Origin of the sequence: Nocardioides litoris, assembly GCF_006346315.1 — a bacterium.
Classification (GTDB): domain Bacteria; phylum Actinomycetota; class Actinomycetes; order Propionibacteriales; family Nocardioidaceae; genus Nocardioides; species Nocardioides litoris.
This window is the reverse complement of record NZ_VDMR01000004.1, coordinates 390,225-400,924: the sequence shown is the minus strand read 5'-3', so window position 1 is coordinate 400,924 and position 10,700 is coordinate 390,225. Positions and strand designations below refer to the sequence as shown.

Genomic DNA, 10,700 nt, shown 5'->3' with positions numbered 1-10,700 from the left:
CGCCGGGGTGGGGGCAGCCGGCGCGGGAGCAGCCGCGGCGGGCGCGGCGGGCGCGGCGGGCGCGGCGGGCGCGGCGGGCTCGGCCGGAGCCGCCGGCTCGGGCTTGGGCGCGGCCTTGGGGCCGGGCTTGGGTCCGGGCCTCGGGCCGGGCTTGGAGGGCGCCGCCGGAGCGGCGCTCGTCGAGCCGCCGCCCGAGGGCGCGGTCGTGGTGGTCGCCGAGCCGGACGTCGTGGACGCACCGGAGGGTGACTTCTGGGCGGGGGCGGGGGCCGCCTTCAGCGACGCCCCGATCTCCTTGCGGAAACGCATCTCCGCAGGGAGCTCGACGGTCGAGCTCGCCGACTTGACGAACTCCCCCATCTCCTTGAACTTCTCGAGAACGAACTTGCTCTCGACGCCGAACTCCTTCGCGAGTTCGTGCACGCGGGTCTTGGCCACAATTCTCCTTGTCGGGCCCGACCCGCGTGGTCCCCCGGACGGGGGCGCGGTGACCGGGCCTAGTGGTGTTGCAGGCTCATCGAGCGATCCTCATCGGATCGGCCTCATCGAGTGCTCATGAGCTGGTGCTCCGGTTCCTCGGTCGTCACGTCGTCGTGGGGACGGCGTCTGGATGGTCGCGCTGGTCGTGCTGGTCCTGCTGGTCGGTGCGCGTCGCAAGGTAGTCCCCCACCGGTGCGGCCGGGAGCCCGGGTTGGACACGGAGTGCCCGCCCGAAGGCCCTGCGCCGCACCGCGAGGTCGTAGCACTCGGTCGTGGGGTGCAGGTGCGCCCCGCGGCCGGGTGCGGTGGCCGGAGGATCGGGCACCGCGGCCGGTCGGCCGTCGGCGTCCGAGCCGGCGGTCACCCGCAACAACTCGCGCTTGGCGGCTCGTCGTCGACATCCGATGCACGTGCGGACAGGACCCGCAAGGGCAGGGGATGACGGTTGCCGAGCCACCTCACCAGAGTCTAGCCAACTCCGCCCGGGACGCCGAATGGCGCCGGGAACGACCCCGGCGCGGCGGCGGGCGTCGGCCTCCGGGGTGGGTGAGGACGGCGGTGTGCAGGCCCGCGGCCCGGCGTCGCTGCGCGAGGTGGTCGGCGAGGGTCCGGCTCGGCCCCAGCCGGCCGTCGTACGGCCTGCGGGGCGTTGCGGTGCACGCCCACCAGCTCGGGCGGGTCGACCGGGCCGGTGGCCGCGAGTCGCCGTCGTACGGGACGCACGGGAGGGCCCTCCCGCCGCGGCCCACGGCGAGCGCAGCGGCCGGTCGGGCGACAGGGAGGCCCCGTCAGCGGGTCTCGACGCTCCCGGCGCGCCCCCGTGCCCGGCTCACTCCTCCTCGTCCCCGTGGATGTCGATGCGCCAGCCGGTGAGGCGGGCGGCGAGGCGGGCGTTCTGGCCCTCCTTGCCGATGGCGAGGGAGAGCTGGAAGGAGGGGACGACGACGCGGGCCGACCTCGCCGCGAGGTCGACGACCTGGACGCTGGTGACCCGGGCCGGCGAGAGCGCGCTGGCCACGAACCGGGCGGGGTCGTCGGAGAAGTCGACGATGTCGATCTTCTCCTCGTTCAGGGCGTGCATGACCGAGCGGACCCGCTGGCCCATCGGCCCGATGCAGGCGCCCTTGGCGTTGACGCCGGGCGCGACGCCCTTGACCGCGATCTTGGTGCGGTGACCGGCCTCGCGGGCGATGGCCGCGATCTCAACCTCGCCGCTGGCGATCTCGGGCACCTCGAGGGCGAAGAGCTTCTTGACCAGGTGGGGGTGGGAGCGGCTGAGCGTGACCTGCGGGCCGCGCATGCCCTTGCGCACCGAGAGCACCAGGCAGCGCAGCCGCGTGCCGTGGGCGTAGGACTCCCCCGGCACCCGCTCGCTCACCGGCAGGATCGCCTCGATCTTGCCGAGGTCGACCAGCACGTCGTCGGGGTTGCGGCCCTGCTGGACGATGCCGGAGACCAGGTCGCCCTCCTTGCCGGAGAACTCGCCGAACCTGATCTCGTCCTCGGCGTCGCGCAGCCGCTGCAGCATGATCTGCTTGGCCGTGGTCGCCGCGATCCGGCCGAACCCGGCCGGGGTGTCGTCGAACTCGCCGACCTTCTCCCCGTCCTCGTCGACCTCGGCAGCCATCACCACGACGTGGCCGGTCTTGCGGTCGAGCACGACCCGCGCGTCCTCGATCGCCCCCGGCGACTTGTGGTAGGCGGTGAGCAGGGCCTGCTCGATCGCCTCGACGAGGACGTCGAGCTTGATCTCCTTCTCCCGCTCCAGCTGGCGCAGGATGCCCATGTCGATGTCCATCAGTCGTCCTCCTCGTTCTCGTCGACGTCCGTGTCGAGGTCCGGGTCCAGCTCGGGCTCGTCGGCCTCCGTGGGCCGGTTGAACTCGACCTGCACCAGGGCCTTGGCCACCTCGGCGTAGGTGAGGCGCTGCTCGCGGCCCGAGACCTCGAGCACGAACCCGCCGTCGGCCTCCTCGTCGTACGACGCCAGGCGGCCGGTGACCGTGCCGCCGGCAGCGAGCTTGACCTTGACCAGCCGGCTGACGTTGCGCCGCCAGTGGCGGGGCAGGGTGAGGGGCCGGTCGACCCCCCGCGAGGTGACCTCGAGCGTGTAGGGCTGGGCGCCCATCGTGCTCGAGAGGTCGCCGTCGAGGACGACCCCGACGGCGCGGGTGGCGTCGGCGACGTCGTCGAGCGTCACGCCGCCGTCCTGGTCGACCGCGACGCGCACGATGCGACGCTTGCCCGCGCTGGACACCTCGACGGCCTCGACGTCGAGACCGAGGGCGGCCAGGGGGCCGGTGAGGGCGGACTGGATCCGGCTGGTCAACGCCTCCGGGGCGGACATCCTCGACCTCCTGTGCAGTTGTGGATGGAGCAGGGCGGCCGCGTGGCCGCCGGTCCACCCTAGGGCATCCGACGGCCGTCCCCGGCACGCCCGAGCACGGCCCGCCGGTGCGGTGCGGGATATCGTCGCGCCGTGCCGAACCGCCCCGCCGCCGTCTCCCGGCGGCTCGTCCTCGGCGCGTCCCTCCTCGGCGTCGCGGGTTGCTCGCTCGACCTCGACCCCACGACCGACGACCCCACGATCGCGCCCTCCGGCGGGCCGGGGTCGCCGGTCGGCACCGGCGCCGTGCCGGAGCCCGACGACGACGCCGACCTGGTGGCCTCCGTGCTCGGCGCACTCGCCGTGGCCCACCGCACGGCCCGGGTGAACGCGCGCCGGCACCCCGACCTGGCCAGGCGCCTGCGACCCCTCGAACGGCTGCACGCGACCCACGCCGCCGAGCTGGGTCGGCTCCCGAGCGCGTCGGGGGTCGTGGCCGACGCCGGCGAGGACGACGCGGCGGTGCTGGCCCGGGTCGGTCGGGCCGAGGCCCGCCTCGAGCGCAGCCTGGCCGACGCGGCCCTCGAGGCGGCGAGCGGGGCCCTGGCCCAGACCCTCGCCGCGATGGCCGCCGGCACCGCCCAGCTGCGCACCACCCTCGGCCCGTCCGCGACGGCCGGAGGCACGCCATGACCTACGTCGACGCCCTCCAGGCCGCGCTGGCCGCCGAGCACGCCGCGCTCTTCGTCGTGGGCTACCTCGGCGCGCAGACCTCCGAGTCCGCCTCGCCCGACCTGTACGACGCGCTGCAGGAGTCCTACGACGCCCACCGCACCCGCCGCGACCAGCTGGTCGGGCTGGTCGAGGACGCGGGGGCCGAGCCGGTGGCCGCCGCGCCGTCGTACGCGCTGCCGCAGGTGGGCCCCGGTGCCGCTGGGCAGGTCGCGGCGGCGGCGCTCGCGGTGGAGCGGGCCTGCGGGGCGACGTACGGGTTCTGGGTGGCCAACGCAGCCCCCGCCCAGCGGCGGCCGGCCGTGGCGGCCGTGCTCGACTCGGCCCGGCGTGAGCTCGCCCTGGGTGGCGAGCCGCGGGCCTACCCCGGCCGCTGACCCGACGGCGGCTGCACGACCCTGCAGCGGGGCGGCACGGGGACGTGACGCAAAAAGACGACGGTCCGCGAACTCATCCTCCGGGGAGCTCCCGAGATGCCCCCCGGAGGGACGAGTACGCGGACCGCTGGTCGGCCTGGGACAGAGGCCTGGAGAAGGAACCGGCTGGGGAGCCGGGGGGACTTCCTTCGTGTGCACGATCTTGCAACAGCGACCCTCACCTGCGACATCTCGCAGAACCGTCAGATGTCTGCAATGCGAAAACATGCAATCGGGCGGCCCCGGCCGGAGCCGGGACCGCCCGATGGCGGCGGAGCAGGTGGGGAGCAGGCGGGGAGCAGGTCAGGCGCGGTAGGCCGCCCACATCTGCGACATCCGGGAGCTCTGCCCGGCGGTGAACTCGGTGTAGCAGTCGTCGTAGCTGTAGTCCATGTAGTTGTGGATCGGGTCGAGGCCCGCCAGCGAGCACGAGTCGCGGCCCTCGGGGCACCCGCTCGTGGCCGAGGACTGCGCCGGGGTGTCGCTCACCTGGTCGTTGGTGGTCGTGCAGCCGCCCTGGAACGTGTGGTACAGCCCGAGCCAGTGGCCGGCCTCGTGGGTCGCGGTCTCGCCCAGGTTGTAGTTGGTGGCGCTGCCGCCCGGCAGCGAGGAGTACTGCACCCGGATGCCGTCGACCTTGCCGTTGCGGGCGTAGTCCCAGGGGAAGGTGGCGACGCCGAGGTAGTCGAAGTCGACGAGCCAGATGTTGAGGGCGTTGGCACCGCCCTTGCGGGTCTGCGAGCGGTAGGTCGTGCTGGCCCCGTCGCGGTGCCAGGTGTCGTTGTAGAACCGGTCGATCCCGGCGAGGCTGAAGGTGAAGCCGGTGTTGGCCGCGCCGGCCCCACCCTGGCCGGCGTAGGAGGCGTTGAGCACCTGCACCTGCTGGGCGACCTGGCTGTCGGTGACGTTGCCGGCACCGTTCTTGGCCGCCATCACGTGCACGTAGACCGGGACGGAGCCGGCGAGGGCCTCGGCCCGGGAGGCCGCCCGGGCTCCCTCGGCGGCGAGGATGTCGCGGGTGCGCTGCTCGATGCGGCGCTGCTCGAGCACGTCGACCTCGCGATGGTCGTGGGTCTGGCCGCCACGGGCCGAGGTGGCGATGTCGGCGCCGGGCTCGAAGCACTCCTGCTCGAGGGCCACGCGCTCCTGCTCGACGTGCGAGCCCTCCTGCTCGACCGGGGCGCCCTCCTGCTCGACCGGGGCGCCCTCCTGCTCCACCTGGACGGCGCCGGGCTCGGGGGCGACCCGCGCGGTCGCGGCGGTCGGGGTGGCGGCGACGGAGACCGCGACGCCGAGGGCGGCGACGGCGGCCAGGCGCCGCAGGCGGCGGGGCGAACGGGGGGCGAGGTGGGTCATGGGTGTTCCCTCTGGTCGTGGCGCCGGCCGAGTCCGGTCCGCCTGGTCGTCCGCGCCGGCACACGGGTGGGGCCAGGCCGAGGACGCGGAAACCTTCCCGCCGCACCCCGTCCGCGCGCCAGGTCGTCCGGCCTGCCGGTCCGTGCGTTGCACGAACTTGCAAACCGGGACGGCCGGGGACCGGCCCCGGCACGGGACCGGCCCGCCCGGCGTACGACGTCGGGCGGGCCGGACGGCGGGTCGTCCCCGCCGCGGGTCGGGCGGGGTCAGCTGCGGTAGGCGGTGAACATCTGCCGCGCCCGGGCGGCCTGGCCCGGGGTGAACTGGTCGTAGCAGGCGTCGTAGCTGTAGTCCATGTAGTTGTGGATCGGGTCGAGGCCCGGCAGGGCGCAGGAGTCGCGGCCCTCGGGGCACCCGCTGGTGGGCGAGGACTGCGCCGGGGTGTCGGCCACCTCGTCGTTGGTCTCGGTGCACCCGCCCTGGAACGTGTGGTAGAGCCCGAACCAGTGCCCGGCCTCGTGCGTCGTGGTCTTGCCCAGGTCGTAGTCGGTGGCGTCACCGCCGGGCAGGGAGGAGTACTGCACGCGGATGCCGTCGATGCCCGGGTTCTTGGCGTAGTCCCACGGGAACGTGGCGATGCCGAGGTACTTGAAGTCGACCAGCCAGATGTTGAGGGCGTTGGCGCCGCCCTTGCGCGTGTCCTTGCGGTACTTCGAGCTGGCGCCGTCGCGGTGCCAGGTGTCGTTGTAGAACCGGTCGACCCCGGCGAGGGTGAAGGTGAACCCGGTGTCGGCGGCCGCGCCGGACTCGGCGCCGGCGAACGTCTCGTTGAGGACGGCGACCTGCTCGACGACCTGGGCGTCGGTGACGTTGCCTTCGCCGTTCTTGCCGGCCATAACGTGCACGTAGACCGGGACGGGCCCGCTGACCGCGGCGCGCCGCTGGGCAGCCGACATGCCGGCCAGGATGCGGTCGGTACGGCGGTCGACCTCGCGCTGCTCGGCAGCGTCGATGTCGCGGTGGTCGGCCTCCTGGCCGCCGCGGGCGGACGTGGCGACCTCGGCGCCGGGTTCGAAGCACTCCTCGGCGGCGTGGGCGTGCCCCCCGCCGCTCGATGCCTCCTGGCCGACGTCGACCACGGCCGTGGCCGACGGGGCCGGCAGGAGGGCGACGGAGGCGGCCGCGGCCGCGGCGAGGGCGAGCAGGCGGGCGGCGGGACGGGCTGGACGCACGGGTGGTTCCTTCCGACGACGACGGCGCGGTCGCGCCGGCTGCGGAGGATCATGGACCCGCGGGGGCGCTCGGGGGAAGGGACCGGGCGTTTTCGGTCCGCGGGACGCCGGACCCGTCCTGGGTTCGTGCGCGTGCGTCCCCTCGTCCTGCTCGCCGCGGCCGGCGCCACGCTCGCCGCCGCCCTCTCCGTCCTGCCCGTCGGCTCCCCGGCCCAGGCCCGGCCGCTGGCGCTCGGCGGAGCCCCGCTCGACGTCGACGACGGGGCGTCGTGGCGACCACGGGCGCCGGCCGGCCCCTCCCGCCGCGACCGGTGCCGGCGACGCTGGTGCCGGTCGGCAGGGCGGAGCAGGTCGAGCGGACGGTCGACACGGGCCGGGTGCTCGCCTGCCCGGCCGGGTACGTGGGGTCGGCCTGCACGACCACCGTGGCGGTACGCGTCGGCGGGCCGGCACCGGGGAGGTCCTGGCCCGGCGCACCGTGCGGGTCGCCCGGGGCCAGCGGGTCCGGCTGCGGCTGCCGTTGTCGGAGGCAGGCCGGCGCCTGGTGACAGAGCGCGGGCGGGTCGCCGCGGCCGCGGTCGTGGTCCGCCCCTGCGGCCCGCAGGCGGCGCCATGCACCACGACGGTGCGCATCGTCCTGGCCCGCGAGGCGCTGGTGCGCCCGCGGTGACGCCCCGGTGAGGGCCTCACCCCGGCTCGGCCAGCCACCCGTCGACGACGTCGACGACGTCGAGCAGCGTGGGCGCCACGGCGTCGGGCTCGCCCTCGGTGTGGCCGACCTGGGCGGGCGGGATCGTGCTGTGCGGCACGTGGATCGCCCGCAGGCCGGCGTTCTGGGCCCCCCAGACGTCGTCGAAGAGCCGGTCGCCGACGTAGACGCACCGGGCGGGGTCGCTCGCGCCGACCGCGTCGAGGGCGGCCCGGAAGGCGTGCGGCGACGGCTTGGTCCACGGGACCTCGCTCGTGTACACGTCGCCGTCGACCAGGTCGAGCACACCGTCACGGCGGAAGAAGCCTTCGTGCACCTTGCGCGGCCAGATGGTGTTGGACAGCACCCCGACCTTGACGCCGCGCTCGTGCAGCGCCTCCCACAGGGGCCGCACCTCCGGGTCGGTGAGCGTGTGCGGCTCCCAGAACGCGTAGTAGGCCTCGAGCAGCGCCGGGTCGTGGTCGAGGCCCGCCTCGGTGAAGAGGTCGCCGACCGTCGAGCTCTGCTGGTGGTCGCGGCTGCGCCCCCAGATCGTCTCGCCCGCGCGGTGCAGGCGCTCGGCCGACACCTCGACCTCGTGGTCGGCCCCGACCACGGCCTGGGCCAGCGCGAGGGACTCGGCGTGGAAGTCCACGTCGTGCCACTTCGTCAGCGTGCCGCCCCAGTCGAAGACCACCGCGTCGATCACGGGGGCGAGGGTAGCCAGGTCGGGCCGGCCGCAACAGGTCAGGCGAGGCGGCGGACCAGCAGCCGGGCGAGGGCGGCCATCAGGGTCGGGTCGGAGGTCGCCCCGGGGTCGGTGGTCGAGCGCCGGGTCTGGATGGCGAAGACCAGCTCGGTGCCGTCGGGCGCGGTGACGACGCCGGCGTCGTTGGCGACGCCGTAGGAGCCCGACCCGGTCTTGTCGGCGCACCACCAGCCCGCGGGCAGGCCGGAGCGGAAGCGGTCGACGCTCGTCGTGCTGGACTGCAGCCAGCCCCGCAGGACCCAGCGGTCGCGGGCGTCGAGGACGTCACCGCAGACCAGGCGCTCGTACGTCGCCGCGAGGGCGCGCGGGGTGGTGGTGTCGCGGGGGTCACCGGGCACGGCGCTGTTGAGCTCGGTCTCGAAGCGGTCGAGCCGGGTGACCCGGTCACCGGTGCGGCGCAGGAACGCCGTCAGCGCGGCCGGGCCCCGCCCACCGCCCAGCCGGCGCAGCAGGAGGTTGCCCGCGGGGTTGTCGCTGAAGCGGATCGCGGCGTCGGCGAGCTCGCCGACCGTCATCGCCCGGCGCTCGCCCGTGATGGGGGCGTACTCGACCAGGTCGCGCTCGTCGTAGCGCACGACGCGGTCGAGGCAGTCGCCGCGGACGAGCAGGGCGGCGGCCACCAGCGGCTTGAAGGTCGAGCACAGGGGCTGCCGGGCGTCGGGGCGGTGCCGCAGCTCGCGGCCGGTGCCGCGGTGGCGGGCCACGAGGCCGATGGTCGTGCCGCGCTCGGCCTCCAGCGCGGTCAGCTCGGGGTCGAGGGAGTCCGCGGCGGTGGCGTCGACGGAGGTGGCGGCGGCTGCGGTGACGGCTCCGGCTGCTCCGGCTGCTCCGGCCGCTCCGGCGGCGAGGACGGTGCGGCGGGTGAGGGTCCGAGGAGTCATGCGCTCGATCCAACGGTCCGGCTCGGCGAGAGTCAAAGACGATCAAAGGATCATGTCGATAGGTGACGGCTATCGTGCGGTGGTGGACCTGCTGCGTCACCTCCGCTTCTTCGTCGCCGTTGCCGAGACCCGGCACTTCGGCCGGGCCGCGACCGACCTCGGCATCACCCAGCCGCCGCTGTCGCAGGGCGTGCAGAAGCTCGAGGGCCACCTCGGGGTGCGGCTGTTCGACCGCGACGCCCGCGGCGTGCGGCTCACCGTCGCCGGTGGCCGGCTGCTCGGCCCGGCCCGGGCGCTCGTCGACGCGGCCGAGGACCTGCTCGACCAGGCCGGCCGGCTCGGCGGCCCGGTCCGGGCCCGGGTCGGCCTGTGCGGCGACCTCGGCGGCTGGACCCCGGTGGCGTGCCGGGCGCTGGCCGGCGGGAGCGGTCCCGGTCTCGTGGTGCCGCGGGTCGCCGGCAGCGACCGGCTCCTCGCCGAGCTGCGGGAGGGGGCGCTCGACGTGGCCGTCGTGCGCCATCCCGGGGTCGTCGACGGGCTGGTGGGCGGCGACGTCGTCGGCCTGCCCACCCGCCTGCTCGGCGCCGACGGGCCCCTCGACGTCCCCCTCGCCGAGGTCGACCGGCCGCTCGTCGTACCCCCGCGACGGCACCAGCCGCCCGCCCACGACCAGCTGGTCGACACCCTGCGCCGGGCCGGGCACGACGGCCGGGTCCTGGAGGCGGCCGACCCGACGCAGCGGGCCGCCCTCGTCGCCGCGGGAGCGGGCGTCGCCCTCGAGACCTCCCCGGGCGCCCAGGCGTCGGGCGGCCTGCCGCCGCTGCGGGTCCGCGTCGTGCTGCCCGCCGCTCGCGAGCGCCGGCCGGAGGTCGACCACGCCGGGCTGGCCGCAGCGCTCGAGCAGGCGCTGCGCAGGTGAGCGGGGCGACGGTCGTCGACCGGCTCCACGACGTCGCCCGTGACGCCGGCGTGCGCGTGCGGCTGCACGCGGTCCGGCTCGACCACGACGAGCACCGTGCGCGCGTCGACCTCGACGGGGACGAGCCGGTCGCCGTCGCCTCGCTCTACAAGCTGCCGCTCGCCCTGGCCTGGGCCGACCTCGTGGCCGCCGGCGACCTCGGCCTGCGCGACCCGCTGCCGCTGCCCCGCACCGGCCGGACCCCCGGGCCCACCGGGGTCGGGATGCTCCTCGACGACGTGGTCCTCACGGCCCGCGACGGCGTGCGGCTGATGCTCGCGGTCTCCGACAACGCCTGCGGCGACGCCCTGCTCGACCTCGTCGGCCGCGACCGCCTCAACGCCCACCTCGCGGCGGCAGGCGTGCCGCGCACCGTCGTACGACGGGGCACGGGGGCCTCCCGGCGACGGATGAAGCGCGAGCTCGGCTCGGGCGTCGACGACGTCGACCGGGTGCTCGCCGACCCCGACCGCGACGTCGCCACGCGGGAGTACGACGCGGCGTACGCGAGTGCCTCGACCGCACGAGAGGCCTGCCGGGTGCTGGAGGTGCTGTGGTCACGCCGGCACCCGGCGCACGCCTGCGTGCGCGATGCGATGGCGCTGCAGGCCTGGCGGCACCGGATCGGCTCGGGGTTCCCGCACGACGACGTGGTGGTGCACGGCAAGACCGGCACGCTCGGGCGGCTGCGGCACGAGGCGGCCGTGGTCTGCTTCCCCCACGAACACCCGGTGGCGGTCACCGTGCTCACCGAGGCGGTGCGGCCCGAGCGCCACCTGCCGCTCGTCGACGCCGCCATCGGCGAGCTGGCGCGCACCGCGGTCACCGTGCTGCGCCGCCCCGTCGACGACCCGCCCTAGGGT

Annotated in this window: 13 protein-coding genes; 5 read left to right on the top strand and 8 right to left on the bottom strand. The window is 75.5% G+C overall.

The genetic code is table 11. The features are described from left to right. From FJQ57_RS22620 to rimP, 4 genes are all read right to left on the bottom strand, one after another. The coding region (locus tag FJQ57_RS22620; protein WP_211348964.1) for a translation initiation factor IF-2 N-terminal domain-containing protein at positions 1–438 on the bottom strand (438 nt) is incomplete at its 3' end. A 145-nt stretch (positions 439–583) separates the two neighbouring features. Continuing rightward, positions 584–937 carry a YlxR family protein gene (locus tag FJQ57_RS16045; RefSeq protein WP_211348963.1) on the bottom strand — a complete coding sequence of 118 codons (354 nt, stop codon included), beginning with the start codon at positions 935–937 and terminating at the stop codon, positions 584–586. Positions 938–1,309: 372 nt separating this feature from the next. Beyond that, the gene (gene nusA / locus FJQ57_RS16040) at positions 1,310–2,278 is read right to left on the bottom strand and encodes a transcription termination factor NusA (protein WP_139982107.1); all 969 of its coding nucleotides are present in this window, start codon (positions 2,276–2,278) and stop codon (positions 1,310–1,312) included. Continuing rightward, positions 2,278–2,826: a ribosome maturation factor RimP gene (gene rimP, locus FJQ57_RS16035; protein ID WP_139982104.1), complete on the bottom strand. Its 549-nt coding sequence runs from the start codon at positions 2,824–2,826 to the stop codon at positions 2,278–2,280. Before rimP ends, nusA begins: the two co-directional genes overlap by 1 nt. 132 nt (positions 2,827–2,958) lie before the next feature. On the opposite strand from rimP, the gene FJQ57_RS16030 reads away from it, so the two are divergent. Both FJQ57_RS16030 and FJQ57_RS16025 read left to right on the top strand, forming a co-directional pair. Then, positions 2,959–3,498 (top strand): hypothetical protein, encoded by a 540-nt coding sequence (locus FJQ57_RS16030; RefSeq protein WP_139982101.1) that lies wholly within the window; start codon positions 2,959–2,961, stop codon positions 3,496–3,498. After that, entirely contained in the window at positions 3,495–3,914 is a 420-nt protein-coding gene (locus FJQ57_RS16025; protein WP_139982098.1) for a DUF4439 domain-containing protein, read from the top strand. The genes FJQ57_RS16030 and FJQ57_RS16025 overlap by 4 nt, the downstream gene beginning before the upstream one ends. 342 nt (positions 3,915–4,256) lie before the next feature. Here FJQ57_RS16025 and FJQ57_RS16020 read toward each other — a convergent pair whose 3' ends face one another. Both FJQ57_RS16020 and FJQ57_RS23370 read right to left on the bottom strand, forming a co-directional pair. After that, positions 4,257–5,309, bottom strand: coding sequence for a zinc metalloprotease (locus FJQ57_RS16020; RefSeq protein ID WP_139982095.1), 1,053 nt, complete (start codon positions 5,307–5,309; stop codon positions 4,257–4,259). 266 nt (positions 5,310–5,575) lie between these two features. After that, the gene (locus FJQ57_RS23370) at positions 5,576–6,541 is read right to left on the bottom strand and encodes a zinc metalloprotease (RefSeq protein WP_246081845.1); all 966 of its coding nucleotides are present in this window, start codon (positions 6,539–6,541) and stop codon (positions 5,576–5,578) included. A gap of 544 nt (positions 6,542–7,085) precedes the next feature. Here FJQ57_RS23370 and FJQ57_RS23645 point away from each other — a divergent pair. Further along, positions 7,086–7,211 (top strand): hypothetical protein, encoded by a 126-nt coding sequence (locus FJQ57_RS23645; protein ID WP_281284281.1) that lies wholly within the window; start codon positions 7,086–7,088, stop codon positions 7,209–7,211. A gap of 16 nt (positions 7,212–7,227) precedes the next feature. Here the strand turns inward: FJQ57_RS23645 and FJQ57_RS16005 are convergent, their stop codons facing one another. Further along, entirely contained in the window at positions 7,228–7,938 is a 711-nt protein-coding gene (locus FJQ57_RS16005; RefSeq protein WP_139982092.1) for an HAD family hydrolase, read from the bottom strand. Between the two features lie 38 nt (positions 7,939–7,976). Next, the gene (gene bla / locus FJQ57_RS16000) at positions 7,977–8,879 is read right to left on the bottom strand and encodes a class A beta-lactamase (RefSeq protein WP_139982090.1); all 903 of its coding nucleotides are present in this window, start codon (positions 8,877–8,879) and stop codon (positions 7,977–7,979) included. Positions 8,880–8,961: 82 nt separating this feature from the next. On the opposite strand from bla, the gene FJQ57_RS15995 reads away from it, so the two are divergent. After that, positions 8,962–9,798 (top strand): LysR family transcriptional regulator, encoded by an 837-nt coding sequence (locus FJQ57_RS15995; RefSeq protein ID WP_246081844.1) that lies wholly within the window; start codon positions 8,962–8,964, stop codon positions 9,796–9,798. Continuing rightward, positions 9,795–10,697, top strand: coding sequence for a serine hydrolase (locus FJQ57_RS15990; protein ID WP_139982084.1), 903 nt, complete (start codon positions 9,795–9,797; stop codon positions 10,695–10,697). The genes FJQ57_RS15995 and FJQ57_RS15990 overlap by 4 nt, the downstream gene beginning before the upstream one ends. The last annotated feature ends 3 nt before the right edge of the window (positions 10,698–10,700 follow it).